The sequence below is a fragment of the Catellatospora sp. NPDC049133 genome (genome assembly GCF_040648455.1).
GTDB classification, from domain to species: Bacteria; Actinomycetota; Actinomycetes; order Mycobacteriales; family Micromonosporaceae; genus Catellatospora; species Catellatospora aurea.
Window position 1 is genome coordinate 149,096 of the sequence record NZ_JBEZDT010000004.1, and the last position, 26,686, is coordinate 175,781.

General features: G+C 72.2%; 30 protein-coding genes. 11 read left to right on the forward strand and 19 right to left on the reverse strand.

The window, feature by feature from the left end; genetic code table 11:
- Nucleotides 1–2: 2 nt before the first annotated feature.
- From AB0B35_RS05830 to AB0B35_RS05855, 6 genes are all read right to left on the reverse strand, one after another.
- Nucleotides 3–356: a YciI family protein gene (locus tag AB0B35_RS05830; protein ID WP_361041164.1), complete on the reverse strand. Its 354-nt coding sequence runs from the start codon at nucleotides 354–356 to the stop codon at nucleotides 3–5.
- Nucleotides 357–445: 89 nt separating this feature from the next.
- Nucleotides 446–1,039 carry a hypothetical protein gene (locus AB0B35_RS05835; RefSeq protein ID WP_361041166.1) on the reverse strand — a complete coding sequence of 198 codons (594 nt, stop codon included), beginning with the start codon at nucleotides 1,037–1,039 and terminating at the stop codon, nucleotides 446–448.
- 197 nt (nucleotides 1,040–1,236) lie between these two features.
- A complete protein-coding gene (locus AB0B35_RS05840; RefSeq protein ID WP_361041169.1) occupies nucleotides 1,237–1,467 on the reverse strand; it encodes a hypothetical protein in 231 nt (76 codons plus the stop codon).
- Between the two features lie 258 nt (nucleotides 1,468–1,725).
- Nucleotides 1,726–2,514 carry a peptidase gene (locus AB0B35_RS05845; protein WP_361041570.1) on the reverse strand — a complete coding sequence of 263 codons (789 nt, stop codon included), beginning with the start codon at nucleotides 2,512–2,514 and terminating at the stop codon, nucleotides 1,726–1,728.
- 17 nt (nucleotides 2,515–2,531) lie between these two features.
- Nucleotides 2,532–3,815 (reverse strand): VWA domain-containing protein, encoded by a 1,284-nt coding sequence (locus AB0B35_RS05850; protein WP_361041172.1) that lies wholly within the window; start codon nucleotides 3,813–3,815, stop codon nucleotides 2,532–2,534.
- Nucleotides 3,816–3,981: 166 nt separating this feature from the next.
- Nucleotides 3,982–4,620, reverse strand: a complete 639-nt coding sequence (locus tag AB0B35_RS05855) for an NAD(P)H-binding protein (protein WP_361041175.1) — start codon at nucleotides 4,618–4,620, stop codon at nucleotides 3,982–3,984.
- 77 nt (nucleotides 4,621–4,697) lie between these two features.
- Between AB0B35_RS05855 and AB0B35_RS05860 the strand changes: the two genes are divergently transcribed.
- Both AB0B35_RS05860 and AB0B35_RS05865 read left to right on the forward strand, forming a co-directional pair.
- Nucleotides 4,698–5,192: a MarR family transcriptional regulator gene (locus AB0B35_RS05860; RefSeq protein ID WP_361041178.1), complete on the forward strand. Its 495-nt coding sequence runs from the start codon at nucleotides 4,698–4,700 to the stop codon at nucleotides 5,190–5,192.
- Nucleotides 5,193–5,237: 45 nt separating this feature from the next.
- Complete coding sequence (locus tag AB0B35_RS05865; protein WP_361041180.1) at nucleotides 5,238–5,840, forward strand: DUF664 domain-containing protein; 603 nt, start codon at nucleotides 5,238–5,240, stop codon at nucleotides 5,838–5,840.
- Between the two features lie 124 nt (nucleotides 5,841–5,964).
- Here the strand turns inward: AB0B35_RS05865 and AB0B35_RS05870 are convergent, their stop codons facing one another.
- Nucleotides 5,965–6,501: an SRPBCC family protein gene (locus AB0B35_RS05870; protein WP_361041182.1), complete on the reverse strand. Its 537-nt coding sequence runs from the start codon at nucleotides 6,499–6,501 to the stop codon at nucleotides 5,965–5,967.
- A 433-nt stretch (nucleotides 6,502–6,934) separates the two neighbouring features.
- On the opposite strand from AB0B35_RS05870, the gene AB0B35_RS05875 reads away from it, so the two are divergent.
- Nucleotides 6,935–7,288, forward strand: a complete 354-nt coding sequence (locus AB0B35_RS05875; RefSeq protein ID WP_361041184.1) for a substrate-binding domain-containing protein — start codon at nucleotides 6,935–6,937, stop codon at nucleotides 7,286–7,288.
- Nucleotides 7,289–7,379: 91 nt separating this feature from the next.
- Complete coding sequence (locus tag AB0B35_RS05880; RefSeq protein WP_361041187.1) at nucleotides 7,380–8,576, forward strand: epoxide hydrolase; 1,197 nt, start codon at nucleotides 7,380–7,382, stop codon at nucleotides 8,574–8,576.
- A 66-nt stretch (nucleotides 8,577–8,642) separates the two neighbouring features.
- Here the strand turns inward: AB0B35_RS05880 and AB0B35_RS05885 are convergent, their stop codons facing one another.
- Nucleotides 8,643–9,407, reverse strand: coding sequence for an SDR family NAD(P)-dependent oxidoreductase (locus AB0B35_RS05885; RefSeq protein ID WP_361041190.1), 765 nt, complete (start codon nucleotides 9,405–9,407; stop codon nucleotides 8,643–8,645).
- Nucleotides 9,408–9,438: 31 nt separating this feature from the next.
- Nucleotides 9,439–9,999: an NAD(P)H-dependent oxidoreductase gene (locus AB0B35_RS05890; protein ID WP_361041193.1), complete on the reverse strand. Its 561-nt coding sequence runs from the start codon at nucleotides 9,997–9,999 to the stop codon at nucleotides 9,439–9,441.
- A gap of 103 nt (nucleotides 10,000–10,102) precedes the next feature.
- Here AB0B35_RS05890 and AB0B35_RS05895 point away from each other — a divergent pair, with 103 nt between their 5' ends.
- Entirely contained in the window at nucleotides 10,103–10,579 is a 477-nt protein-coding gene (locus AB0B35_RS05895; RefSeq protein ID WP_361041195.1) for a MarR family winged helix-turn-helix transcriptional regulator, read from the forward strand.
- Nucleotides 10,580–10,683: 104 nt separating this feature from the next.
- On the forward strand, nucleotides 10,684–11,508 hold the full coding sequence (locus tag AB0B35_RS05900) for an alpha/beta hydrolase (protein WP_361041198.1): 825 nt from the start codon (nucleotides 10,684–10,686) through the stop codon (nucleotides 11,506–11,508).
- A gap of 6 nt (nucleotides 11,509–11,514) precedes the next feature.
- Here the strand turns inward: AB0B35_RS05900 and AB0B35_RS05905 are convergent, their stop codons facing one another.
- The gene (locus AB0B35_RS05905) at nucleotides 11,515–11,871 is read right to left on the reverse strand and encodes a hypothetical protein (protein WP_361041200.1); all 357 of its coding nucleotides are present in this window, start codon (nucleotides 11,869–11,871) and stop codon (nucleotides 11,515–11,517) included.
- Between the two features lie 221 nt (nucleotides 11,872–12,092).
- On the opposite strand from AB0B35_RS05905, the gene AB0B35_RS05910 reads away from it, so the two are divergent.
- Entirely contained in the window at nucleotides 12,093–12,557 is a 465-nt protein-coding gene (locus tag AB0B35_RS05910; RefSeq protein ID WP_361041203.1) for a DUF1801 domain-containing protein, read from the forward strand.
- A gap of 72 nt (nucleotides 12,558–12,629) precedes the next feature.
- Here the strand turns inward: AB0B35_RS05910 and AB0B35_RS05915 are convergent, their stop codons facing one another.
- Together AB0B35_RS05915 and AB0B35_RS05920 are read right to left on the reverse strand one after the other, a co-directional pair.
- Entirely contained in the window at nucleotides 12,630–12,926 is a 297-nt protein-coding gene (locus AB0B35_RS05915) for a hypothetical protein (RefSeq protein ID WP_361041206.1), read from the reverse strand.
- Between the two features lie 83 nt (nucleotides 12,927–13,009).
- A complete protein-coding gene (locus AB0B35_RS05920; RefSeq protein WP_361041209.1) occupies nucleotides 13,010–13,336 on the reverse strand; it encodes a DUF3040 domain-containing protein in 327 nt (108 codons plus the stop codon).
- A 418-nt stretch (nucleotides 13,337–13,754) separates the two neighbouring features.
- Here AB0B35_RS05920 and AB0B35_RS05925 point away from each other — a divergent pair, with 418 nt between their 5' ends.
- Nucleotides 13,755–14,978, forward strand: a complete 1,224-nt coding sequence (locus tag AB0B35_RS05925) for a multidrug effflux MFS transporter (protein WP_361041212.1) — start codon at nucleotides 13,755–13,757, stop codon at nucleotides 14,976–14,978.
- 11 nt (nucleotides 14,979–14,989) lie between these two features.
- Here the strand turns inward: AB0B35_RS05925 and AB0B35_RS05930 are convergent, their stop codons facing one another.
- On the reverse strand, nucleotides 14,990–15,475 hold the full coding sequence (locus AB0B35_RS05930; protein WP_361041215.1) for a hypothetical protein: 486 nt from the start codon (nucleotides 15,473–15,475) through the stop codon (nucleotides 14,990–14,992).
- Between the two features lie 64 nt (nucleotides 15,476–15,539).
- Entirely contained in the window at nucleotides 15,540–16,220 is a 681-nt protein-coding gene (locus tag AB0B35_RS05935) for a DUF998 domain-containing protein (protein WP_361041217.1), read from the reverse strand.
- Between the two features lie 158 nt (nucleotides 16,221–16,378).
- Between AB0B35_RS05935 and AB0B35_RS05940 the strand changes: the two genes are divergently transcribed.
- Together AB0B35_RS05940 and AB0B35_RS05945 are read left to right on the forward strand one after the other, a co-directional pair.
- A complete protein-coding gene (locus AB0B35_RS05940) occupies nucleotides 16,379–17,212 on the forward strand; it encodes a hypothetical protein (RefSeq protein ID WP_361041220.1) in 834 nt (277 codons plus the stop codon).
- Nucleotides 17,213–17,318: 106 nt separating this feature from the next.
- Entirely contained in the window at nucleotides 17,319–18,734 is a 1,416-nt protein-coding gene (locus AB0B35_RS05945) for a sigma-70 family RNA polymerase sigma factor (protein WP_361041222.1), read from the forward strand.
- A gap of 54 nt (nucleotides 18,735–18,788) precedes the next feature.
- On the opposite strand, the gene AB0B35_RS05950 is transcribed toward AB0B35_RS05945, so the two are convergent.
- The 4 genes from AB0B35_RS05950 to AB0B35_RS05965 are packed head-to-tail and all read right to left on the reverse strand — an operon-like array spanning nucleotide 18,789 to nucleotide 22,662.
- The gene (locus tag AB0B35_RS05950; RefSeq protein ID WP_361041225.1) at nucleotides 18,789–19,565 is read right to left on the reverse strand and encodes an ABC transporter ATP-binding protein; all 777 of its coding nucleotides are present in this window, start codon (nucleotides 19,563–19,565) and stop codon (nucleotides 18,789–18,791) included.
- A complete protein-coding gene (locus tag AB0B35_RS05955) occupies nucleotides 19,562–20,620 on the reverse strand; it encodes an iron chelate uptake ABC transporter family permease subunit (protein WP_361041228.1) in 1,059 nt (352 codons plus the stop codon). The genes AB0B35_RS05950 and AB0B35_RS05955 overlap by 4 nt, the downstream gene beginning before the upstream one ends.
- Nucleotide 20,621: 1 nt before the next feature.
- Nucleotides 20,622–21,647, reverse strand: coding sequence for an iron ABC transporter permease (locus AB0B35_RS05960; RefSeq protein ID WP_361041231.1), 1,026 nt, complete (start codon nucleotides 21,645–21,647; stop codon nucleotides 20,622–20,624).
- 10 nt (nucleotides 21,648–21,657) lie between these two features.
- Nucleotides 21,658–22,662, reverse strand: coding sequence for an ABC transporter substrate-binding protein (locus AB0B35_RS05965; RefSeq protein WP_361041234.1), 1,005 nt, complete (start codon nucleotides 22,660–22,662; stop codon nucleotides 21,658–21,660).
- Between the two features lie 366 nt (nucleotides 22,663–23,028).
- Here AB0B35_RS05965 and AB0B35_RS05970 point away from each other — a divergent pair, with 366 nt between their 5' ends.
- Nucleotides 23,029–25,770, forward strand: a complete 2,742-nt coding sequence (locus AB0B35_RS05970) for an AAA family ATPase (protein ID WP_361041237.1) — start codon at nucleotides 23,029–23,031, stop codon at nucleotides 25,768–25,770.
- 71 nt (nucleotides 25,771–25,841) lie between these two features.
- On the opposite strand, the gene AB0B35_RS05975 is transcribed toward AB0B35_RS05970, so the two are convergent.
- The gene (locus AB0B35_RS05975; protein ID WP_361041240.1) at nucleotides 25,842–26,648 is read right to left on the reverse strand and encodes a GNAT family N-acetyltransferase; all 807 of its coding nucleotides are present in this window, start codon (nucleotides 26,646–26,648) and stop codon (nucleotides 25,842–25,844) included.
- Nucleotides 26,649–26,686: the final 38 nt, after the last annotated feature.

Consider the following 26,686-nt stretch of genomic DNA (forward strand, 5'->3'; position numbering starts at 1 on the left):
CATCAGGCCGGTCGCTGCACGAAGCCGCCACCGGCGATCGGCCGGACCTCGACCCCGCCGCCGGCTTGGCAGGCCGGGTTGAGCCTGGCGATCGCAAGCGCCGCGTCGAGGTCGGGCGCTTCGAGGATGTAGAAGCCGGCCACGATCTCCTTGGCGTCGACGAACGGCCCGTCAGTGACGACGTCGCCGCGCACGGACGTCGCCAGGTCCCTGGTCGTCAGGGCGTATGCCGCCACCAACGCCCCGGAGCGCTCCAGCTCCTCGGCGTGCCGGTCGTGCGGGGCGGTGTCCTCGCTGGTCGCGTGCGCGCTGTGGGCGGAGTCGCCGGCGTAGATCAGAACTGCGTACTGGGCCATGACGGGCTGCCTTCCTGCGGTGTTCGGGGTCGGTACGCCGGTACGTCGAACGGCCCCGCGCGGAATCGACAGACTGTACGGCAGAAACCTCAAAGATCTTCCGCCGTGTCCGCCGCTGCGGGGTCGCGCCGCATCGCACGCACGGCGTAGCCGAGCGCGATCATCGAGTACATCGGGTATCCCACTTCGCGCATGTCGAGGGAGTCGCCGATGTGCCAGGAGAGCGGGTCGAGGCCGAAGTCGTAGTCGATGAGCGCGAACACGAACCACAGCGGCGCGTACGCCCGGTCGAGTTGTTGAACCTGATCGCCGTCGACCGAGCTCGAATGCAGCAACTGCGCCAGCACCGCGACGTCGGCCACGATGATCACCCCGAGCACTCCGACGATCCAGGCCTGCCGGAGCAGTCCGCGCCGCGCGAGCACCGCGGCGACCACCAGCACGACCAGCAGGCCCGCCAGCCACACCAGGGCGGAGTCCCGCTTGCCGAACGCCTTGTCGAGCTGCAGGACCGTGAACACCACAGCCGGGACCAGCACCGCGAGTACGGGCCACCAGCCACGTGCCCGCAACAGGCCCGCGATCCGGTATGCGGCCACGGCGGCCAGCCCCGACAGGATCACGGTGCCGAGCAGGTAGACGTAGTCCACGTCCGCGTGGTCCATGGTCCTGTCGCTGGTCACGCCCCACCCGAGAACGAGGGTGAGCACCCCCAGCAGCAGTAGCGCCGTACACAGCACAGGCGCGAGAACGAGCTCCGCGATCTTTCTGGGACTGACATCGGCCATGCCGCATGGTGCCACGTCAGCCGGCACCCCGGTGCCCCGCTCGGTGGATCATGAGCAGGGGACCAAGGCAATGAACTTCGGCCATTCGGGACTCACCGAACAAGCGGTTCGATGAACGAGATCAGAGCTGCGATACCAAGGATCATCCCTTGAATCGCGAACATGATCGGCGCGGCGTCTTCGACGTGCCGTCGCCAACTGGCAGGCGTGACCCGGATCGGCGCGTCCTGACGCAGCCAGGCCCGGATGCGCTCCGGGTGCCGAATCGAGAAGAACACCAGAGCGAACATCGCCACAGCGGCAATCAGCGGAACGACATTCATTGCGGAGCCTTCGGATCAGGCGGACATCTGTGGTGTGAACAGCCGGCTCACTACGGGATGGCGAGCAGCCGCCGCACACATCGTGACGCCGTCACCTGCGCAAACCTACACTCGGTGCTGGTGACGCACCCACCCGCCCGCGACCCGGCCGACGCGCTCGCCCTGGTAGGGCGTCCCCGCGACCTCGGCCGCCGGCGGCGGAACTGGACAACGCCCCTTCCGCCACCCGCAGGAGAGGAAGGGGCGTTGGCGTTTTGTTCAGCTGCGGCGGCGACGCCAGGTCAGCGAGAACCCGAAGACACCGGCCACGGCGGCAAGGACACCGCCGACCGTCGTCCAGATCCAGCGAGCGGACAGATCCGGCAACCAGTCCAGCGCCCCGGTCGCCTCATCGGGGTCCGGGCCGGGGCTGGCCGACGGCTGCACCGAGCCGGCCGCGGTGATGACCTCGCCGGGTTTGACCCGCGGCACGAGCGGCGCCTTGAGCTCGCCGTCGTCGGCGACGGCGTCGCCGTGCGCGCCGAGCAGCATGTCGACCTGAACGGGCAGGCCGAGATCCGTTTCGGGCAGCTCGGTCACCGACAGCCGGACGTAGTACGTGCCGGGCAGCGGATCGCCGGACCACGGCTCGGCCCAGGAACGCACCCTGCGCAGGGTGCAGCCGAGGCTGACCTCGGTGGCGGTCGCGGCGGCGACCGGTGTCTGCACGCCGGCCGTGCATGCCTGGCGGCGGCGCAGCCCGTCGAAGACGTCCACCGTCCAGGTGGACGCGCCGGTCCGCTTCGCGGCGGGCGGGAGTGCGACGGTCAGCGCGATCTCGGTGGTCTGCCCGGCCGTGGCGCTGAACGACCAGTAGAGATAGTCGCCGGTGGTGGCTGCCACCTGAATCGGCTGGCCGACGTTGACCGCGGTCGCGGTGAGGAACGAGGTTCCGGCCCGGTTGACGGTGGCCGATCCCGGTGAGGGGGTCGGCGCAGCGGTGGCGGCGGCCGGCATCAGGGCGACGCAGGCTGCGGCGAACACGGCGGCCGCGAGGCGGTGGTGCATACGCACACGGGTGAGCATCAGTTCGTCCTCCAGGTCGCGATCCACCAGCGGGTCCCCCAGCCGGCGAGCACGCCGGTGATCAGGCCGGCGACGGTCAGCACCAGCAGCAGGAGCCAGCCGCTGCCCAGTCCTGGCGCGTCCGGCGCGGGCGAGGTGGCGACGACGTCGATGGTCAACTCGAACGGCATGCCCGGCGCGTCGGCCGCCGTCGAACTGGCGAACGAATTGCTGATCACCAGGCAGACTTCGGTCGGGGTGGTGGAACCCTCTGCCGACTGGTCCGACTCGACGTCAGGTTCCAGGGCCGACCAGCGCAGGCCGGTGGACAGCACATCGGTGCGTCCGCTGCCCGCGTCCGTGCCGCGCACGAGCTCCCGGCCGTCAGCCGCGGTGGCGCGCAGCAGTACGCCGTAGTCCCGGTTGACCGGGCGGTCCAGGGCGATGCTCACCGAGGCGCGCAGTTCCTGGTCCACCCGGACCGGCACCCGGTACCAGCGGTGCTCGGAGATCTTCTCCCGGTCGGTGTAGACGCCGGGTGACAGCAGTGGCGCTCCGGCGCATTCCTTGCCGCCCGCCACGATCGCGGGAGGCTTCACGACGGTGTCGTCCTTGGCCCGGTCGACGAGCTGCTTGATCCGGTCGGTCAGCTGTGTCGGCGTCTCCGCGGAGGCGTACGTCCCGCCGGTGGCCGCGGCGATGCAGACCAGCTGCCGGCGCACCTTGTCGTCCGGCGCCAGGCCGAGGGTGTCCACCACCAGGTGGGTACCCTTGGCGGCCAGTTCGCGGGCGACGTCGCAGGGGTCCGGCGGGGCGCAGGTGTCCTCACCGTCGGTGATCAGGATGATCCGGCGGGCGGTCTCGCCGGTGCCCAGGTCCTCGGCCGCGCCGCGCAGCGCCAGCCCGACCGGGGTGAATCCGGTGGGCCGCAACTTGGCGATGGCGTTCTTGGCGGCGGCCCGGTCCACCGGAGCCACCGGCACGATCTGCTGGGTGTCCTTGCAGCCCTCGGCCTTGTCCTTGCCCTTGTACGTCGCGCCGAGCACGCGGATGCCGAGCTCTGTCCCGTCTGGAAGGGCGTCGACGACCTCGTTGAACGCCTGCTGGGCGACGGAGATCCGGGTGCGGCCGTCGATGTCGGCGGCGCGCATCGATCCGCTGACATCGAGCACCAGCTCCACTCTCGGCGGCGGGGCGGTCTCGACGGGTTCGTTGTCGGCGGCCTGAGCCGCCGTCGGCACGATGACCGACAGCGCGACCGATGGTCCTATGAGGATGGCACGTAACCATCTATTGTTGATCACCGCGGTGATCTTACTTACCCCGGCAGGCCCGCTGGCAGCGGATCGACTGTATTACGATCATCCATATACGACCGTCAGCGTCGACTACGCGCTCGTTGACACGGGGTGTCCAGACACCGCCGCCGTGCTCGCCCAAGGAGCCGCCGAGCACGGCGTCATCTTGGTTTCAGTACGCGACCCCGACGGCGCGGCCGATCGTCGCCGAGTCACCCAGCGCGGCCAGCATGGCGTGTGCCACGTCGGCGCGGGAGATCGTGTGGCCCCGGGCGACGTTGCCGCCGACGACCGTGCGGTAGTGGCCGGTCACCGGCTTGTCGACGAGCTTGGGCGGCCAGAACACCGTCCACTCGGTGCCGCTGCGCCGGATCAGTTCCTCCATCACCGCCAGGTCCCGGTACACCTCCTTGAAGGCCGCGCTGACGACCGGCAGCAGGATGCGGCGGCCGAAGAAGCCCTCCCCTTCGGCGGGCGGGCCGACCGGGGCGGCGCTCACCGCCACGAAGCGGCGCACCCCGGCCGTCGCCATCGCACCGAGGATCCCGCGCGTGGCGTCGGAGGCTATGGTGCCGGCTTTGCGGCCGCGGGAACCGACGCCCGAGAGGATCGCGTCGCGGCCCTTCACCGCGGTCAGCAGCAGGTCCGGGTCGGTCAGACCACGGACGGCCGCTACCTCCAGGGCCGGATGCCGTAGATCGAAGCGCGCCGGATCACGGACCACGGCGGTAACCGCGTGTCCGGCGTCCAGTGCCTGGCGCACCATGTGCCCACCGATGCCGCCGGTGGCTCCGAAGACCGTCAGTTTCATCGGATGCCCCTTCCTGAAATAGGGAGTCTCAGTAATTGTTACCCTAGCGGACAATATCTCAGTCGTACAATACTCGTGTGCCTGCGCCTTCGAACCGCCCGCTCAACGAGCGGACCAACTTCCTGCTGTCGCAGCTCGGCTTCCACACCGCGATGCGGTTCACCGAGCGACTGGCCGCGCTGGACATCCAGCCCAGCCACTTCGGCCTGCTCATGCACCTGGCCCAGGGCGAGGGCCGGTCTCAGCAGCAGCTCGCCGAGGTGCTCGGCATCCACCGCAAGGTGATGGTCGGGCTGCTCGACGACCTGGAGCAGCGCGGGCTCGCCGAGCGCAGGCGGCATCCGGCGGACCGGCGGGCGCACGCGATCTACCTGACCGACGCCGCCCGGACCCTGCTGCCGCAGGCGCGCGCCATCGCCGACGCCGAGGAGGAGGACCTGCTGACCGGCCTCGACGGCGACGAACGGCGGCAACTGCTCACGCTGCTGCAGCGCCTGGCCGACCATTCCGGCAATCCGCGTGGCGTCCACCCCGGACTGCGCCGCAACCCGGGCCTGCCCGGCATGGGATGAGCACGGCGCGTGATTGGCGGCCGCGCCGCTGGGTAGAGGTCGGCCATGACGTATGTCGACGCGCCTGGCTATCCGGAACCACCGGCCATCGGCGGTGAGGCGGAGACGCTGCTCGGTTCGCTGGAACGGCAGCGTGCCACATTCGCCTGGAAGTGCTCCGGGCTGGACGACGCGGGCCTGCGCACGCGCACCGGGGTGTCGGCGATGACGCTGGGCGGTCTGCTCAAGCACCTCGCGTACCTGGAGGACGTCAACTTCACCGGTGACCTGACCGGTGCCGAGCTGCCCGCGCCGTGGCGCGAGATGGAACGCGACGCCGAGCCCGGCTGGGAGTGGTGGTCGGCCGCAGACGACGACGCCGCGCACTTGCGCGAGCTGTGGGAACAGGCTGTCGCCCGATCCCGGCGGGCGGTGACCGAGGTGCTGCTGACGACCGGGGTGGACACCGTGTACACCGCGCCGGACGGGAGTGTGCTCACGCTGCGCCGGCTGCTGGTCGACATGATCGAGGAATACGCCCGGCACACCGGCCATGCCGACCTCATCCGGGAGGCCGTCGACGGCCTGGTGGGCGAGGATCCGCCAGGGCCCGCGTACCCGTTCCAGTTCGCTCAGGCCACGTTCGGGCCTGCCCGGCACGCCGTGTGACTCGCTGAGGCGGGTCTCGACGTCGAGGCGTTGCTGAAACGGCGTGGCGTCGACGAGGCCGCCGGCGAGTGGCGGGACTGGTGACCCACGCCGCCGATGCGGACGTGGGCCAGGTCAGGCGTGGTCAAGCGGCCTGGATGCGCCGTGGACCGCGCGCTGCGCTCCGGCACTGCCGTCGCCATGACGCGAAGACGTACCGGTGTACCGCCTTGAGCCCGACGGACATTGCCAGGGCGGTGAGGGTCGGGAATGCGCCGTGCACGCCGACGGTGGTGGTCCTGGTCAGCCGGGTGCGGTTGCCGGCCGGGCACACCAGGTGAAACCGCTCGTCGATTCCGGTCACCCACCTGGCGAACGCCAGATCGCTCTCCTCCATGCGGAACTCCAAGGTCTCGGACGGCTCCCAGCGCGTGATGCGCTGCTGGACCACTCCCTGCTCCGCCCGGCACTCGCGCTGGGCACCGACACCGCCGACGCCGCCGGGCAGCGCGCAGGCGACGGGTCGTGGTGTGCCGACGGCGAACACCGGGCAACGCGGTGCGCGATCCATCCGCGAGTCGGTCAGCAGCGGCCACACCTCGTCCGGCGCTGCGTCGAGGGTGACACCGGTGGTGACGACCAGCCGGACCGGCCCTCTACCAGCACCTTTAATAGCGATCATGACGCCCCGCCTCCCGTTTTGAGCGAACGCTCAAGGAAAGCATACGACCGGCGACAAGGTGCCGCCGCCCCGGAGACCTCGCTCGGGCGATGCCGGGCGCGACCGGGGAGGCGTGCTCCGCGACCGCGCCCGGTTGCCGGTCAGCTCACCGCGGTGAGCGTCCAGCGCTGGTTGGCCGCGCCGGTGTAGGCCCACTGCTGGATGCCGGCCCCGCTGCCGGTCGCTTCCCGTTCGTGGTCGCCGATCCGCACACCCCCCCACCCCGCGCGACCCGATCCGGCCCTGGCGCGCTCGGCCGAACCGACCACCGAGTTCGGCTACCGTGCCGCGGGCGAGCTGCTCGACCTGCCGCGGCGGCCCACGGCCTTGGTCGGGTTCAACGACAAGGCGGCTGTGGGCCGCGCTCGCCGCGGCCGCCGAGAGCGGCCTGCGGGTGCCCGCGGGCCTGTCGGTCACCGGGTTCGACGACATCGACCTCGCGCAGGCGACGACGCCGCGGCTGACGACGGTCCGCCAGCCGTTGGAGGAGATGGGCCGGATGGCGGTCAGCCTGCTGGAACGCCATCAGCTCGAAGCGCTCCACGTCGAACTGACCCCGGAGCTCGTCATCCGAGACTCCACCGGGCCCCGTGCCGCCGGGTACGAGCTGATCCCCGACACGGGGATCCGGGGCACCGCTGACGAGCACGGCAGGCAGAAGGTCAGCACGTCCAGATCTTGCGCGGGTGGTCGGCCGCGTGGGACGTGCGGTAGTGCCGTCACGGCCCGGCGAACCGTCATACCATAAGGCAGCTAAGTGAAAAAAGCTCCTAAATCGGATGAATTCGACCAGCTGATTTCATTCGCGCACAGAATCCGCCACGGCAAAGGGGGCACGTGTGCCTGCCAAGAGCAAGAAGACAGCGATCCGGCCGTTCACCGTCGAGGTGCCGCAGTCGCAGCTCGACGACCTGCGCGCCCGCATCGAGGCCATGCGATGGCCCGAGAAGGAGACCGTCGACGACCTGACGCAGGGCGTGCAGCTCTCGACGATGCAGGCGCTCGCGAAGCACTGGGCGACGAAGTACGACTGGCGCAAGTGCGAGGCGCGCCTGAACTCCTACCCGAACTTCATCACCGAGATCGACGGGCTGGACATCCACTTCATCCACGTCCGCTCCCGGCACGAGAACGCCCTGCCGCTCATCATCACGCACGGGTGGCCGGGTTCGATCGTCGAGCAGCTGAAGATCATCGAGCCGCTGACCGACCCCACCGCACACGGGGGCAAGGCGGAGGACGCCTTCCACCTGGTGATCCCGTCGATGCCCGGCTACGGGTTCTCGGGCACGCCGAAGACCACCGGCTGGGGACCCGACCACATCGGACGGGCCTGGGTCGAGCTGATGAAGCGGCTCGGATACGACGAGTTCGTCGCGCAGGGCGGCGACTGGGGTGCGCTCATCGTCGACATGATGGGCGTGCAGGCGGCCCCTGAGCTGCTCGGCATCCACACCAACATGGCCGGCGCGGTGCCGCCCGAGATCGACAAGGCGGCCCTGGCCGGAGCCGAGCCGCCGTCCGGCCTCTCCGAGGAGGAGCGGCACGCCTTCGACCAGCTCACCTTCTTCTACGCCAAAGGTCTGGCCTATGCCCAGGAGATGGGCAACCGCCCGCAGACGCTGTACGGCATCGCGGACTCGCCGGTCGGGCTGGCCGCCTGGATCCTCGACCACGACGCCCGCAGCACCGAGCTGATCGCGCGCGTCTTCCAGGGCAAGAAGGAGGGTCTGACCCGCGACGACGTGCTGGACAACATCACGCTCTACTGGCTGACCAACACCGCGATCTCCGCGTCGCGCCTGTACTGGGAGAACAAGCTGGCGTTCTTCGCGCCGAAGGGCGTCGGCGTGCCCGTGGCCGTGAGCGCCTACCCGGACGAGATCTACTCGGCGCCGCGCAGCTGGGTCGAGCGGGCCTATCCCAAACTCCTGCACTACAACAAGCTCGACAAGGGCGGGCACTTCGCCGCCTGGGAGCAGCCGCAGTCGTTCACCGAGGAACTGCGCGTCGGCCTGCGCCCGCTGCGCCACTGACCAGTCACGATCCTGCCCGGCTGCCGCCCCTCGAAACAGGCTGTCGAGGGGCGGCAGGCCTGCCTGTCACCAGGCGGTCGAGCCCCCGTCGACCGGATAGTTGGCACCGGTGATGTAGGACGCCCGATCGGAGGCGAGGAACGCCGCCAGTTCCACGACCTCCTCCGGCCGCGCGAACCGCTTGAGCAGCGTCTTGCTGGTTATCGCGGCCCTGGCGGCTTGATCGTCGCCGAGGTCGCGGTCGCTGAGCGGGGTCAGGGTCGGCCCCGGACTGATCGCCACGGCACGGATGCCGTGAGGCGCGCCCTCCAGCGCGAACTGCCGCGTCATGGCGATGACACCCGCGTTGGCCGCACTGTGCGCGACCATGGGCGGGACCGCGCCGGCGACCATGCCGGCCATGGACGCGACGTTGAGGATGACGCCGCCGCCGCGGCGGACCAGATGCGGCCACGCGTACTTCGACACGAAGAACGGGATGTCGAGTTCGCCGGTGATGGTGGCACGCCAGTCCTCGACCGAGAAGTCCGGCATCGGGCCGAAGCGGACCACGGCGGCGTTGTTGTAGACGACGTCGATTCCGCCGTACGCGGCCGCGGCGTCGTCGACGGCTCGCCGTACCTGTTCCGGATCGGTGAGATCGACCGGTGCGATGCCGGTCATCTCCCCGCCGCCGCGACGGACGAGGTCCACCGTCTCGTCGTTGGCTTCGGTCATGATGTCCAGGCCGACGAGGCTCGCGCCTTCCCGCGCGAAGACCAGCGCCGAGGCGCGCCCCAGACCCCGGCCGCTGCCGGTGATCAGTACGACCTTGCCGTCGAGCGTTCCCATGAGACTCCTCCTGCCTGTCAGCGGTGCAAGGTCACTTGGCGCGCAGCGGCGCGAGCGCCCTGCTCCACGCCACCACCTGGTCGAGGGTCGTGCTGAGCGTGTCCCGCTGGTGCGGGCCTGGCTTGAACACGCTGAAGTTCTCGAAATCGGTGAACAGCGACAGCGCCACCTGCGAGCGCACGTCGGCCAACTGCAGCTCACCGGCGATCAGGCGCAGGTGCTCCACCGCCCGGGTGCCGCCCACCGAGCCGTAGCTGACGAAGCCGACGGCCTTGTTGTTCCACTCCCCGTACAGGAAGTCGATCGCGTTCTTCAGCGCGCCCGACGTCGAGTGGTTGTACTCCGGCGTCACCATGACGAATCCGTCGAACGACGCGATCCTGCTCGCCCACGCCTGGGTGTGCGGCTGGGTGTACTGGCCCATCGAGGGCGGGTATGCCTCGTCCAGGTGCGGCAGCTTGTAGTCGACCAGGTCGACGAGTTCGAACTCGGCGTCGGCGCGCTGCCGGGCGACGTCGTATACCCACTGCCCCACGGCCGCCCCGTTGCGTCCCGGCCGGGTGCTGCCGATGATGATCCCGATTCTTGTCATCTGTCCGTTCCTTCGTACTTGTCAGAACATCCGAGTGATGTCCTTGCTTCGTCAAGCAAACATAGCGCCACTATTTCCTTCGTCAAGCAAGTAAGCTGGGGATATGTCTGCCGTCACAGCACGCCCGTCGCCGGCCACCGACGAGCCGCAGCCGCTCAGCCCGGCCGAGGACGCCCTCGTCCGGTCCCTCAGCCGCCTCATGTACGCGCTGCCCCGCGCCATCGACGCCGACATGGTCCGCGAGCAGCGGCTCCCCTTCACCGAGTTCCTCGTCCTGAAGAACCTGTCCGAAGCACCCGACCGTCGACTGCGGATGACCGAACTCGCGGCCACCAGCGAGATGTCCCTCAGCGGCATGAGCCGCATCGTGGGCCGGCTGGAAGGCGAGGGCTTCGTCCAGCGCGTCAGGAGCGAGGAGGACGCCCGTGGCTGGCACGCCGTGCTCACCGACGCCGGCCTCGCCCGCCTGGCCGAAGCCTGGCCCACCAACCTGGCCTCGGTACGCCGGCACTTCCTCGACCACCTCGCCGGGCTCGACCTCGAGGCGCTCGCCGTGGCGCTGCGGGACGTCGCCACCTGAGCGTGCGGCCCAGGTGCTCAGCCCCACGGGAACGGACCCTGGTGATCTAATGTCGACCGGTGGAGAGCACGGCTTCAAGGCGTCCACCGCTGAAGGAGGGCTCGATGCGGGTCGACGGGATCACGTCAGCGGACGGCGCACCGATCACGGTGCACACGACGGGCACCGGGCCGGACGTGGTGATCCTGCATGCCGGCGGCGTACCGCGGCAGCACTACCACGGGCTGGCGGAGGCGCTGGAACACCGGTTCACCGTGCACCTCTATGACCGGCGCGGCCTGCCCGGCGCGGCCCCGCTGGACGGCTCCGAGACCGTCGCGACCGACCTCGCCGACCTGTCCGCGGTGCTGCGGCACACCGGCGCCCGCAGTCTCCTCGGCCACGGCAGCGGTGGCTTCCTGGCGCTGCGCGCCGGGCTGACCCTGCCGGTGTACCGCATCGCGGTCTACGACCCGGCCCTGTCCGTGTCCGGTCGGCCCGCGTCGGACTTCCTGGACCCGCTGGAGGAAGCCGTGCACGCCGGTGACCAGGCCAGGGCGCTCACCGTGCTGACCCGGGGGACCCATCCCGACAGCCTCGCCGCCAAGCTGCCGTTCGGCCTCGCGCTGCTGCTGCACCGGCAGCTGCTGCGCACCCCGGGCAAGCGCGCCGCGGCAGACCTGCTGCCGACGGTGCTCCCGGAGATCCGCCGCATCCGCGAGCACGACGGCCCGCCCGCCGACTACGCCGGGATCACCGCCGACGTCCTGCTCGCCGCCGGTGCCCGCAGCCCGGAGCACTTCGCCGAGAACTGCCGGACGCTCGCCGAGGCGATCCCCCACGGCCAGGCGCTCATCGTCGCGGGAGCGGCCCACGACGCCGCCGTCACCGCCCAGGACGAGCTCGTCCGGCCGGTCTCCCGGTTCCTGGCGGGTGCGCCGATCGCGTAGCGCCGGTCACCGGCTCCAGCAGGCGCCCGGCAACGCCGCGTAGATCTGGTCCAGGTCGGGCTCCCGCGCGCCCTCGATGGCGGCGGTCAGCGCGAAGTCCACGCAGGCCAGCGACAGCCGGTCGAGGTACGGCCGCCAGCCCGACCCGGTGTCGACGACGACCGGCGGGTCGGGCCGGTCGGCGGCGTCGAGCGGGATGCCCCACGCCGTCTCGGTGATCAGCGGGTCGGCCACCTCGTCCGGCGCGGCGACCGGCTCGCCCGGCAGCCCCCAGGCAGCGGTGAACAGGCGCAGGAACTCCCACACCGCGGTACGGTCGGCCAGCCGCCGCCGCAGCTCCTCGGCCGTGTCGAGCCCGGTCACGTCGTCGCTCCGTTCGGCCGGCGAGCCCGCAGCCGGGCCGCCATCGAGAACTTAGCTGCCTCGCCGCCCGGCGGGCACCCGGACCCGCGATCCGTGCCGCGTTCCGTGGTCGCCACGGATGCCCGCGAGGCAGCCCGCGGGCGATGCTGAAAGCACGAACGACCCGCCCGGAGGGGCCCGGCACGGACAGCGCACACCACCTGATTTAAAGGAGAATCGCCATGAAGGCCACGAAGACGTCCGACAAGAGCACGAAGGCGGCCGAGAAGTACGACGGCTTCACCGACGAGGAGCGCGGCGCGATGAAGGACCGCGCCGCGGAACTGAAGTCCGCCACACGCCGCGGCGCCAAGGCCGACGAGGAGCCCGCCGTCCTGGCGAAGATCGCCGAGATGCCCGGAGCCGACCGCGCCCTGGCCGAACGCATCCACGCGCTCGTCAAGGCCAACGCGCCGGAGCTGGCCCCGCGGCTCTGGTACGGCATGCCCGCCTACACCCGAGACGGCAAGGTGCTCTGCTTCTTCCAGAACTCGGCGAAGTTCCGGTCGCGGTACGCCACGCTCGGCTTCAACGACGTCGCGAACCTCGACGACGGCACGATGTGGCCGACCGCGTACGCCCTGACGGAGCTGACCGCCGCCGACGAGGCCCGCATCGGCGCACTGCTGCGCAAGGCCGTGAGCTGACCGCCGAGGCCCGTCGGGCGGGGACCTGTTCCGCGCCCCGGCCCGACGCGCTCCGGACCCGTGTGCGCGGGGTCAGAGGCCGGCGGGCAGGCCGGCCTCGGGTTCGAGCGCGCCGGGCTGGTTCAGCGGCCGGAAGTCACCCTCCACGCCGGACCGGTTCAGGAACTGCGGCATGGCTCCCGAACGACCTCGCCGGTCGAATGCGGACAGCACCGCCGCGGCCAAGGGTGGGAGCTTGGCAAGGAACGGCTCGACGGCGCGGACCTCGGCGGGGATGCGCACTGTCGGCGCGTCCGCGTACCAGTGCGCGAGATCGGCGTCGAGGTCCCGGTCCACATACCCGGCAAGGTGATCGAGCGTGAGGGTCATGCGGCAGATGCTTATCGACCGCCCCGGACCTCGAACGTGATCATTGTCCCGTGGATCGTGACGACACGCGGTCCTGCCGATGCTCACGCCGGGATGTCACGGACTCCCGGCTGACCGGCGCGGGGCACGCCCGGCTGCAGCGCGCATCGCCGGGCGGCGGTGCCCGCTCCCGCCGCGGCGAACAGGGCGATCAAGCCGCCACCGATCCACCCCACCAGCAGTAGGAAGATCGCCAACAGCACGGCGGCGGCGGCCAGCGCGAACCCCAGGCGCGCCGCGCTGCGCCTGCGGTACTCCACCGGCGGGCACACCACACCCGTGCTCAGGCCCTGCACGAACACCGGGTCGCCGGCCCGGGTCTGCGCGGCCAGCCCGTCGAGACACGCCTGCTCCTCGGGACGCAGCGACATCGCCCCCACCCCTCTTCCTGTCTCCTGTGCCGACCTCCTACCCAGTGCGAGGCCTTTCCATACCGCCCGCGAGCACCCGAACCTCCGCCGGGTGGGGGGCACCGACCCGCCCGCACGGTTTGGGGGCGGGCGCTTGCGGGGTACGGCTGAACCATCCACAGCAGGAGGCAGAAGATGACCGACCCACGCGATCCTGTGCAACCGCCCGTGCCGATGCCGCCACCGCCCACACCGGCTCCCCCGCCGGCCCCGCCGCCACCGGCCCCGTCGCCCATCCCCCCGGTGCCGCCACCGCCCATGTGACGTCCCGGGTGGTGACCTGCGACACCTCGGGAGCGGGGAATCTACCCGCCGGTATCCAGTTGATGTCAGCGTGACCTCGACTCCCGCCGCAGCTTCTGCTCCGCCCGGTGAACTGATGAGCGGTGGGCAGCGGCTGCGGCTGGTGCTCGTCCTCGGCTCGCTCATCGCGATCGGCCCGCTGACCATCGACATGTACCTGCCGGCCCTGCCCGCGATCACCGACGACCTCGGCACGACGTCCACCGCGGTGCAGCTCACCCTCACCGGCACCCTGGCCGGCCTCGGCCTGGGCCAGCTGGTGATCGGTCCGCTGTCCGACGCGTACGGCCGCCGCCGGCCGCTGATCCTCGGGCTGCTGGTGCACGTGCTCGCCTCCGCCCTGTGCGTCGTCGCGCCCGACGTCGTGACGCTGGGCGCGCTGCGCGTCCTGCAGGGCCTCGGCGTCGCGGCATCCTCGGTCGTGGCCATGGCCGTCGTACGGGACCTGTTCAGCGGCGCGGCGTTCGCCCGGCTGTTCTCCCGCCTGATGCTCGTCATGGGCGCGGCCCCGGTGCTCGCGCCGACGCTGGGCGGGGCGGTGCTGCGCTGGACGCAGTGGCGGGGCGTGTTCGTGGCGCTGGCCGGGTTCGGGGTCGCGCTGACCCTGGTGGCGATGTTCGGCCTGCGCGAGACCCTGCCCGTGGAGCGGCGGCGCACCGGCGGAGCGGCGGGCACGCTGCGGATGTACGGCGCACTGCTGCGGGACCGGACGTTCGTCGGGCTGGTGCTCGTGGCGGGCCTGGCCATGGCCGGGCTGTTCGCGTACGTCGCGGGTTCGTCGTTCGTGTTCCAGCAGCAGTACGGCCTGGACGAGCAGCAGTTCGCGATCGTCTTCGGTTCCGGGGCGGCGGGGCTGATCGGCGCGACCCAGCTCAACGTGCGCCTGTTGCGCCGGTACACCCCGCAGGGCATCCTGGTCGGCGCGCTGGCGGGCGGCGCGGGCGCGGCGGCGGTGCTGCTCGTGCTGGCCGTGACCGGTTTCGGCGGGCTGCCCGCGCTGCTCTGCGCGCTGTGGACGGTCCTGGCCGCCTGCGGCCTGGCGCTGCCCAACGCGCCCGCGCTGGCGATGTCGCGCCACGGCGAGGCGGCCGGAACGGCGGCGGCGCTGCTGGGCGCGGTGCAGTTCGGCGTCGGGGCGGTGGCCGCGCCGATGGTCGGCGTACTGGGTGCGGACGCTCCGGCGATGGCCGTCGTGATCCTCGCCGGGATGGCGGCAGCGGCGGCGATCGCCGTCCCGGTGGTGCGCGCGGGCCGGTTCGAGGGCTCGCTCGCCGAGCCGGCGGCCGCGCACCTCGGCTGACGCCCAACCGGTCAGGTGGCGGGCATGTTCTCCCAGGCCCGGTGCAGGCGGCCGGTCAGGGCGGTCTCGGCCGCCTCCATCCGCTCGACCGCGTTGCGCAACGCCTCGCTCTCGCTGCGCGGGCGGGCCATCGTGTTCGCCCAGTCCTCCTCGGCGGCGGTGCCCGCGTCGGAGATCTCGCGGTGGATGTCGCTCAGCGCCGCGAGGTAGTCGCGGGCGGCCGTCTCGATCTCGGCGTCCAGCACGCTGCGCTTCTCGATCAGGAAGATGTTGAGGTGCCGGGCCTGCTCGGCCAGCGCCTCGGCGGAGATGGCCCCGCCCCGGGACAGGATCTGCAGCTGGCGCAGGCGGGTCTGCAGCTCCTCGATCGCACTGGCGCTGCGCTGGCTCAGCTCCCGGGTGCGCCGGTTGCGCTCGGTTCGCCGCCACTGCAGGAAGCCGAGCCCGACGGCCAGCGCGCCGCCGAGGAATCCCAGCACGGGTCCAAGAATGTCCACGATCGACATAGTGCAGCAGACCGGTGATCTGCCGCGAGTGGGGAGCCGAACCCGGGTCTGTCGGCTATCCGGCCGTGGACCGGTCCGCGAAGTCTCGCCGGGCCCGGGCGGCGGTCCCCGAACCTCCCACTACCTGCCGCGGCACCGGCCGGCACAGCAGCACCCCGGTGACGACGACCCAGACGACGAGCGGAGCCAGCGCGACCCGCTCCAGCACGCTGGTGAACGGGCCTCGGCCGATCGCCAGCAGGCCGACCACCAGCAGCAGCGCCAGGGGCAGCGTCACCGCGGCGAACGCCCGCGCGACGGCGCGCAGCACCGGCCGCAGCGAGATCAGCGCCACGACGGCCATCGCCAGCACCGCCAGCCCGACGGCGACCACGCTCGCCCCGGCGTGCACCAGATCCGCGGGCGTCGACGGCTCGTAGGGCGGCAGCGGGCAGCCCGGCGTGCACGACACCGCCGCCGAACCCGCACCGAAGACGCTCGCGGTGACCAGCATGGCGTACACGAACGGCACCAGCCGCCGCAGCGCCAGCCCGAGCAGCGCCAGCGAGCCGGCCAGTGTCAGAATGCCCGCCCGGTAGACCCCGTCCCGAGGACTGGAGGCGACCCCGCCCTCGCTGATGTACCCGCGGGTCCACGGCTCGGGCAGCACGCCGAGCGCGTACATCACGGCGGCGATGCCCGCGACCGCGGCGGCGACGGCGAGCCCGGCCGCCCATCGTGACCTGTCCGAAGGCATGATCCACCCTACCCGCGCGCACCCGCCGCAAACCCGGCCGCGCATCGACGGTGCGGCACGTCACTCCGGCCGCGAAAACGGTGGCGCGGAAAGTGTTGTCCCTGCCGCCGCCCGGTGCTCCTACTCCCGACAGACCCACCTTTCGGAAGGAGAACACCATGAAACTCCGGATCGCCCTGGCGGCGCTCGCGGTCAGCGCCGCGGCTGTCCTGGTCGCGGCTCCGGCCTCGGCCGTGCCGAACATGTCGCTGGTGTCGGCGGTCTCCGCGGTCGACTCGACGGCGGAGAAGTCGGCGCTGGCCAGCTGCCCCACCGGCACCCGGGTGCTGGGCGGCGGCGGGTTCATCTCCGGCGGCAACCGGCAGGTGAGCTTCACCCGGCTGCAGGCGCTGGGCAGCTCCGACGACTTCACCGCCTCGGCCGCCGAGATCGGCGCGTACGGGTCGGCCTGGCAGGTGCACGCGTACGCGATCTGCGGCACGGCCCCGGCCGGGCTGGAGTACGTCAGCTACCTGACGCTGTCGGACTCGTCGGCGAGCAAGTCCGCCACCGCGACCTGCCCGGCGGGCAAGCAGCTGCTCAGCACCGGTGCCCGGGTGCTCAACGGTGGCGGCCGGGTGATCATCAACAGCTCGATCCCGGCGGCCGGCCTGGCCTCCACCACCTCCACCGCGTACGAGGCCCAGGGCGGTTTCGCCGGGAACTGGAGCCTGTACAGCTACGGGGTGTGCGCCAACCCGCTGCCCGGCCTGCAGCTGGTCTCCGCGCTCGTCGGGCCCGATTCGACCGACGACGTCGTCGGGGCGAGCTGCCCGGTCGGCAAGTTCGCGCACGGGCTCGGCGCGACCATGAGCACCCCTGCGGGCCAGGCGCTGTACGGCGGGCTCTACCCGTCCGGGGCGCTGGACCAGACCGTGGCGGTCGCGCTGGAGGACGCCGACGGGTACGCCGGCAACTGGTCGACGCGGGTGTACGCCATCTGCGCGTCCTGATCCGGTGGTGACGGCGGGCCGCGCGGGCGGCCCGCCGTCACCGGCGGCTGTCGGCAACCCGCCGCGGACCTGCCCCATCCCTGAACATCTATCTACGGTGGTTGATGTGGACGACTCGACCCTCGCCGTCGCGCTGGCCGACGGCGACCCGGCGGCGCTGGACGCGGCCTACCGGCGCTACGCCGACCGCCTGGTCGCCTACGCGGCCACCATCGTCGGCGATCCCGACGCCGCCGCCGACGCGGTGCACGACGCGTTCCTGCTCGCCGGCCGGAACGCGGCCGGCCTGCGCGACCCGGCAGCGCTGCGGCCGTGGCTGTACGCCATCACCCGCAACGTCGCGCTGCGCCAGGTGCGCCACCGGGCCCGGGTCGCGCCGGTCGACACGTTCGACCACCTCAGCGCCGGGTTCGCCGACCCGGCCGCCCGGGTGCACACCGACTACGTCGGGCGGCTCGTCCGGGCGGCCGGGGGCGGGCTGTCGGCCGCCGACCGGGAGGTCATCGAGCTGGCGATCCGGCACAGCCTGTCCAGTGCGGAGATCGCGGCGGCGCTGGGCGTGTCGGTCAAGCACGCCAACGCGCGGCTGTCGCGGGCCCGTGCCGGACTGGCCGACGCCCTCGGCGCGCTGCTGGTCGCGCGTACGCCGTCGGCATGCCAGGACCTCGCCGAACTGCTCGGAGGCTGGGACGGCACGCTGACCCCGCTGCTGCGCAAGCGGCTGCACCGGCACATCGAGCAGTGCGCCCTGTGTTCCGCCGTCCGGGGACGGCAGATGGACCCGCGTACGCTGCTGACCGTCTTCGCGGCTCTGGCCTTCCCCGCCGCACCCGACCGGGCCCGGCCCTCGACCGCCCAGCACGCCATGGAACCACACCAGGCAGGCGAACCGCGCTGGAACCGCGAGACCGGGTTCCCCGAACCGCGTCCCCGCGCGCTGCCGCGAGGCCGTCCTGCCCTGGCCGTCGCCGCGGTCCTGCTGCTGGCGACATGCGGCGGCGCGGCCGGGATCGGCGCGGCCGGGCTGCCGGTCGCGCAGGTCACCACCAGCCCGGAGCCGCTGGCATGGGAGCCTGGCGAGCCGGGCCTGGCCGCGCCGTCGGCAGTGGACCCGACGGGCGGGCCAGGGTCGCCGACTGCCGGGTCCGGGTCGCCGACTGCCGCGCCGCCTTCCCGCACCGCCCGGCCGTCACCGCGGCGCAGCGTGCCACCGCGCAGCCCGTCGCCGCGGCCGCCGTTCGCCCGGACCGCCGTCACCGAGGTGACCTGCACGGCATCCGGTGGCCTGCACGCGGTGTATCGCGTCTACACCGACAGCCCGCTGTCCGGTGCGACGCTGCACCGCGAGCTGCGCGGCTTCACGCGGCGACAGGCGATGACGGTGTCCACGGACCGGTTGAGCGCCTACTTCGCGGTGACGGCCGCGTCGACCGGCCCGTTCACCTGGTCGGTCGAACTGTCCACCGACGACGGCCGCACCCTGCGCACTCCGGACCGGGTGCTGACCAAGGACTGCGACTGACGGACCGCGTCCTGCCGATCGGCCGGGTCGCCGGACGCGGCCGGCAGGCGCGCCCTAGTCGGCGGGGACGATGATCGGTGTGCCCGCCACCGGGTCGGTGACGATCACACAGGACAGGCCGAAGACCTTCTGGATCAGTTCGGCGGTGATGACCTCGCCCGGGGTGCCCTCGGCGACGATCGCGCCACCGGCCATCGCGATGATGTGGTCGCAGTACCGGCTGGCGAGGTTGATGTCGTGCAGCACGGCGACGATCGTCTTGCCGGCCTGCGCGTTCAGGGTGCGCAGCAGGCGCAGCAGCTCCACCTGGTGGTTGATGTCCAGGTAGGTGGTCGGCTCGTCGAGCAGCAGCAGGTCGGTGTCCTGGGCCAGGGCCATCGCGATCCAGACCCGCTGCCGCTGCCCGCCGGACAGCGCCCGCAGCGGCCGGTTGACCAGGTCGGCGGTGTCGGTCGCGTCGAGGGCGCGGGCGACGGCGTCGTGGTCGCGGTCGTTCCAGGTGCGGAACCAGCCCTGGTGCGGGTACCGGCCCCGGCCGACCAGGTCGGCGACGGTGATGCCGTCCGGGGCGATCGGGGACTGCGGCAGCAGCCCGAGCACCTTGGCGACGTCGAGGGTGCTGAGGCCGGCCATGGCCTTGCCGTCGAGCAGGACATTGCCCGAGCGGGGGCGCAGCAGCCGGGCCAGGCCGCGCAGCAGCGTGGACTTGCCGCAGGCGTTCGCGCCGACGATCGCGGTCACCTTGCCGTCGAGGATGGTGACGTCGAGGTCGCGGACGATCGGCTCGGCGTCGTAGCCGAGGGTGAGGCCTTCGGCGCGCAGTCGGCTCATCCGCCCGCTCCCTTCCGGTTGGTCGTGGCCAGCAGCCACAGCAGGTACGGTGCGCCGACCGCGCCGGTCACCACACCGGTCGGCAGCGCGGTGGGCAGCAGGTGCACGGCGACGAGGTCGGCGGACAGCAGCAGCATCGCGCCGACGAGCGCGGCCGCGACGATGCCGCCGGTGGCGGGGCCGAGCAGCCGGTTGGCGATCGGCCCGGCGACCAGCGCGACGAAGACGATCGGGCCGGCCACCGCGACGGCCAGCGCGACGAGCAGCACCGCCGTGGCCAGCAGCGCGGCCCGGGTCAGCTCGACGCGGGAGCCGAGCGCGCGGGCGGTGTCGTCGCCGAGTTCGAGCACGCGCAGCTTGCGTGACAGGACCACGGCCAGCGGCAGCAGCACGACCAGCGCACCGCCGAGCAGTTTCAGCTCGTCGTCGCTGGCCTGGCCGACCGATCCGGTCAGCCAGTGCATGGCCTGGCGGGCCTCGAACAGCTCCGCCTTGATCAACATGTAGCCGGTGAGGCCCTCGAAGAACACGGCGACACCGATGCCGATGAGGATGAACCGGTAGCCGCTGACCCCGTCGCGCCAGGCGAGCAGGTACATGACCAGGGCCGCGGTGACCGCGCCGCCGAGCGCCAGCAGGCAGACGGCGAGCCCGCCGACCTGGAACAGGACGATGCCGCTGACGGCGGCCAGGCTCGCCCCGGAGGTGATGCCGACGAAGTCGGGTGAGGCGAGCGGGTTGCGCAGCAGCTGCTGGAACACGGTGCCGGACGCGCCGAGGGCGAGGCCGACGGTCAGCGCCGACAGGGCGGTCGGCAGGCGCAGGCCGCGTACCACGAAGTCGACGCTGGGCACGTCGGCCAGGTGCAGCACCGACGTGACGACCTCAACGGCGGTGAGGCGGAAGCTGCCGACCATCATGGTGAGCACGAACAGGGCGGCGACGGCGGCGGTGAGGCCGGTGGTCGCGGCGAACGCGCGTACGGCGCGCCGGCGGCGGGTGGTGCGCAGGGCGGCCGCGGTGGCGGCGCCGGTCCGGGTGGCGGTTGCTGTCATCTCAGGCCTCCGACAACCTGCCGTAGCGGACGATGCCGACGAACACCGGCGCGCCCAGGACCCCGAGCACGACCCCGACCTGCAGTTCCCCGGGCGCGGCGACGACCCGGCCGACGACGTCGGCGAGCAGCAGCACGATCGGGGCGAGCAGCATCGAGTACGGCAGCATCCAGCGGTAGTCGGGGCCGCAGATGAAGCGGGCCAGGTGCGGCACGATCAATCCGACGAACACGATGGGCCCGCAGGCGGCGGTCGCGGCTCCGGCGAGCACGGCCACGACGGCGAACGCGGCGGCGCGGGTGAGCCCGACCCGCTGGCCCAGGCCGCGGGCGGTGTCCTCGCCGAGGGCGAGGCCGTTGAGCGCCCTGCCGCAGGCCAGCGAGAGCACCAGACCGGCGATCAGGAACGGGGCGACCCCGGACAGGATCGGCGCGTACCGGCCGGCGAGCGAGCCGACCTGCCAGAACCGCAGCTCGTTGAGGGCGTCCACATTGGTCATGACGATGCCCGTGGTGAGCGAACCCATGCCCGCGGTGACGGCGGCTCCGGCCAGGGCGAGCTTGACCGGGGTCGCGCCCTCCCGGCCCAGCGACGCGATGGCGTAGACCAGCAGGACCGCCAGGATCGCGCCGCCGAACGCGAACCAGATGTAGAGGTTCACGCCGCGTACGCCCAGCACGGTGATGGCCAGCACGACGAACGCCGCGGCGCCGGAGTTGACGCCCATGATGCCGGTGTCGGCGAGCGGGTTGCGGGTGACGCCCTGCAGGACTGTCCCGGCGACGCCGAGGGCCGCGCCGACGAGGACGCCGAGCAGGGTGCGCGGCACCCGCATCTCGACGGTGACGGTGTGCTCGATGGAGCTGCCGTCCAGCCCGGCCAGCGCGCGCAGCACGTCGGTCAGGCCGATGTCGCGGGAGCCGAGGGTGATGCTGAGGAAGGCGACCAGGGCGAGGATCACGCAGAGCAGGGCGAGCCCGGGCCCGAGGGCCAGGGCTCGCCGCGCACGTACTGTCGAGGTGCTCATGTGCGGAGGGTCAGCTGCCGATGTTCTCGTCGGCGGCCTTGATCGCCGTGGTGAGCTTGTCCAGCTCGGTGGCGAAGTGGCCGAAGGTGTGCAGCCAGTACGCGGGCCAGGACACGACCGCGTTCGCCTTGGCGGCCTTGATCGCGAACCACGTCGGCTGCTTCTTGCCCCACTCGGCGTTGGCGGTGTCGGTGTAGGAGCGGCCGTCCCACAGGATCAGGTCGGGCTGGTACTTGTCGGCGTTCTCCCAGCTCAGGTTCTCCCAGTACGGGAAGCCGGGGTCGGGCTTGTCGGGGTTGACGACCTTCAGGCCCCACTTCTGGAAGTCCAGCAGCTCCGGCGCGTACTCGGGGTTGGCGACGTAGACCTTGTCGTCGGCCGGGGACATCGCCAGCGCGGTGAGGTTGGGCTTGGCCGCGACGGCCGCCTTGAACGCGGTGACGGCGTCCTCGTACTTCTTCTTGGCGGCGGCGATCTCCGGGGCGTCCACCTTGGCGCCGAGGCTCTGCGCGAGGTCCTCGTAGCCCTCGGCGAGGTCGGCGATCGACTTGCCCTGCGCGACGCCGACGATCGGGGCGAGCTCCTTGAGCTTCTTGCTCTTCTCGTCGACGCCCTCCTCGAGGCCGCTGTGGGCCTTCTCGGCGGGCCACCAGTCGGCGACGATCAGGTCGGGGCGCAGCGCGGCGGCCTTCTCGACGTCGATCTTGCCCCACTCCTCGCCGAGGATCTCGATGCCGGTCAGGTCGAGGCCCTTGAGGTTCGGGTCGGTCTTGACCGACTCGTCGGCGTAGATGCCGACCGGCTTGATGCCGAAGGACATGAGCGCGGCGGCCTCGCCGGCGTGCGCGATGATCCGGCTCGGCGTCTTGTCGGCCTTGACGAGCTCGCCGTTGCCGTTGGTGAACTGCCAGGGACCGGACGACGTCGGCGTCGCCGCGGGGGTATCGGTCGAGGCGCAGGCGGCGAGCGTCAGGCTCAGTGCCGCGGCGGCAACGATCGGGCGCCAGATGCGCATGGGGGAAGTCCGTTCTCGCTTAAGGAAGGGCAACCTAAAGTTAGGTAAGGCTAACCGCGCTCACCGCCACGGGGAAGGCCCCGGGTGACTCGGGTCACCTACCGTCCGCTCACCCTCGGTAACCTTGTCCGAAAGCGACACTGGCGCTCACGGTCCGCAGCAGGCACACCACGTGCAGGTATCGGCCGCACCGAATGCCCGGGTCCAACCCCGAGGCTGCGCGGGCTCACCCCGCACGTCGCGACCCTTCTCCCCCGCCGGCCCGGCGGCACCGGTTCGCGGCGCATCGTCTGAGAGCGAGCACACAGGCCAGGACGCCCGAAAAGGGCCCCGGACCTGTCCGGCCGCGCCGGTAAGGTGTCGGCCGTGGGAAGTCAGCGAGGTGGGGTGAGCTCGACGATGGTCGGGCGTGACCGCGAGCTGCGGCAGTTGACGCAGCTGGTGGCGGCACGCCGTCCGGCCGTCGTCTTCGTCGGCGGCGAGCCTGGCATCGGCAAGACGCGGCTGGTCCGCGAGCTGCTGCCGACCCTTCCGGAGCAGGCCGTGGTGCTGGTCGGCCAGGCCGAACCCGACTCCCTGGCCCGCCCCTACGAGCTGCTGCTCGACGCGATCGACGGCGCCGACGGCGCGCAGGTCGACGCCGAGCGGCTGGCCGCGCTGACCGACCCGCGCCGCAGCCCCGTCGAACGGCTGCACAGCGGGCTGGCACTCGTCGCCGACCTGGTCGGCGACGACCCCTCGGTGATCGTGTTCGAGGATCTGCACTGGGCCGACTCCGAGAGCGCCGCACTGTTCGAGCGCCTGGCCGACACCGACGGCCCGCGCCTGCTCATCGGCACGTACCGGCCGGACGAGGTCAGCAGTCGGCACCCGCTCGCCTCGCTGCTGGAGCGGATGGAACGCCGGCACGCCGTGGCGCACCTGCGGCTGGAGCGGCTGACCGAAGCCGAGACCGCCGCGCTGCTGGCCACGGTCACCGGCCGCCCGGTGTCGTACCGCACCGCCGCCGCGCTCTACCACCGCACCGGCGGCAACCCGTTCTTCCTGGAGGAACTGCTCGGCTCCTGCCGGCCCGAAGACCTGGACTCCCTGGTCGAGCAACCGCTGCCGTGGAGCCTCGCCGAGGTGCTGCGCCGCCAGGTGGCCAGCCTCGACGCCGACGCCCAGCGCGTGGTCGAGGCCGCCGCGGTGCTCGGCAGGCGGGCCCCGTTCGACCTGCTCGCCACCGTCACCGGGGCCGGTGAGGACGAGCTGATCGGCATCCTGCGCGACCTAGTCGTGCGCGGGGTGCTGGTCGAGGCCGGCGAGGACGAGTTCAGCTTCCGGCACGCGCTGGTGCGCGAGGCGATCACCGGGCAGATGCTCGGCCGCCAGCGCCGCCGCCTGCACGAGAGCGCCCTGGAGGCGCTGCTCGACGGCGGCGACGCCGACCCGGCGCTCGTCGCCCACCACGCCCAGGCCGCCGGCCGGTACGCCGACATGGTGTCCGCCGCCCGCCGCGGCGCGGTGCTGTACCTGGCCATCGGGTCGGCGTACCAGGCGCTGCAGCTGGCCGAGATGGGCATGGCCGAAGACCCCGAGGACCTGACCCTGCTGTCGGCCGCGGCCCGCGCGGCGTGGCTGGCCGGACTGCTCGACGACGCCGCCGGGTACGCCCAGCGCTGGCGCGACCTGTCCACCGGCCCCACCGACCGCGCGGACGCGCTCTACCTGCTCATCCGGCTCGCTTGGGAGGCCGACGACGAGCCGTGGATGGAGCGGGTCACCGCCGACATCGAACGGCTCATCGCCCAGCTGCCGCCCGGCGCGGACAAGGCCCGCGCGATGACCGCGGTGGCGCAGTCGGCGATGCTGCGCGACCATGACGACGCGGCCCTCGACTTCGCGGACCGAGCCCTGGCGCTGGCCGACGAGTTCGACCTGCCGCAGATCCGGCTGGCCGCGCTGGTCGAGAAGGGCACCGTGCTCACCGGAGACCCGAACCGGTCCGAGGAGGGCCGGACCATCCTGTCCGGACTCGTCGACGAGGCCGAGAAGCTCGGCGAGTGGGTGCTCGCGGCGCGGGCGCTGAACCGGCTGGTCAACATGCCACAGACGTCCTCGCTGACCCAGCAGGCCGAACTGCTGGAACGGATGCGCGGCGACGCCGAGCGCGCCGGTTTCGAGTCGCTCGCGGTCGCCGCGTACTTCCAGGGCCTGGCTCGCCTGGCCATGCGCGAAGGCGACCTGCAGGCCGCGATCGGCGCGCTCGACGAGGGCCGCTCCCGCGACCGCGGCTACCTGCACTCGGGCCGCAGAGCCGACTTCCACGCCGTGTTCCTGGCCGGACTGTGCCTGGAGTCCGGCAACCTCGACCGGGTGCGGCGCCTGATCAGCGACCTGTCCGTGATCGAGAAGGTCGACCCGATGGTGCTCGACGGCCTCGGCTTCCACCTGGCCTGCCGCCGCGGCGACCTCGACGCCGCCGACGCGCTGCTCGACCGGGTCCTCGACGACCTGCGCCGGCAGGCGTGGCGCAGCGGCGAGCAGGCCCACGACCTGCTGTCCGCGGCCCTGCACGCCGGGCTGCCGCTGCCCCGCCTGCGGCAGCTCGCCGACGAGCTGCTCGACGGGCAGGTCTGGGACCACTGGCGGGCACTGGTCGAGGCGCAGCTCGCCGAGGTGTGCGGGCAGGACTCGGCGGCCCTGGACGGCTACCGCTCCGTCGCCGAGTCACCGCTGCTGGCCCTGGCCGTACGCGGCACCGCCCACCTGGGCGCGGCCCGCTGCCTGCTCGCGCTCGGCCGCGACGCCGAGGCGGCCGGCTGTGTCGAACGCGCCGGCGAGCTGCTGCGCCGCTGGACCGGCTGGCGGGTGGAGCAGCTCGGCCAGCTGCGCGCCCAGCTCGGTCTGGCCCCCGCCGACGGCCGCCAGACGGTCACCGGCGTGGCCGCGCTGACCACCCGCGAACGCGAGGTGGCCCTGCTGGTCGCCGACGGCCTCACCAACGCCGAACTGGCCCGCAGGCTCTACATCTCCCCGAAGACCGCCGCGGTGCACGTCTCCAGCATCCTGCGCAAACTCGGCGTCACCTCCCGCACCGAGGTCACCACCGCCCTCACCCGCTGACCCCACCCCCGCTCGCCACGTCCCGCCGCAGCGCGGCGCGCGTGCACCGGTGGTCTGGCGGCGCGGGTGGGTCAGCCGGGCACGCGGCAGAACAGGTGGGTCACTGCCAGCTCGCGGTAGCCGATCTTGGCGTAGAAGTGCCGCGGCCAGTCGTCGGCGCTCGCCTCCAGGAACACCAGGTCGCATCCGGCCCGCCGGGCATGCTCCAATCCGGTGGCGAGCACCGCCCCGGCCAGGCCCCGACCCCGGTGAGCGGGCTGAGTGTGCACGTCCTCGATCTGCGCGACGCCCGCACCCGCGTCGACGTACAGGTCGGCGCGCGCGACGACCTGCCCGCCCTCGCGCACGCCGAGGAAGGCCACCCGCGGCGCGGCCTGCAACCGGGTCACCCGGCGGTCGACCAGGTGATCGATAGCCTCGGCGCTGGCCTGCGGGAGTTCGGCCAGCCAGGACTCGCGGTCGGGTGCGCGCAGCTCGTCCAGGGCGATCTCGTCCACCGCGACGGTCACGCGGGACTCGGGGGTCCGGCCGTCGTGGCGCATCAGCACGTTGCGCTCGTGCACGTGGCCTGACTCGGTCAGGGCCGGGGCGAGCGCCTCGCCGAGCTGCTCGTCGTGCACGACGATGTAGCGGTGGGCGAGGCCCTCCTCGGCAAGCAGCCGTTCCGCCGTTTCCAGCACGGTCGGCACGTCGCCGCCGGTGACCACGAACTTGTTGTGGTCGTAAGAGTGCCGGTAGCGGTTGCTGAACACGGCGAAGCCGACCGGGGTGTCGACGACCCGCTCGGCCTGCCGCCGTTGCGACGCGCGCTGGAAGTCGATCATCCGTACCGTGTCGTGCCGGTCCTGTTCGCTGACCGGTGCCTGCTCGGGGTTCATCTCGCCGCTCCGTCCGTCGGTCCCCACGGTGACGATCC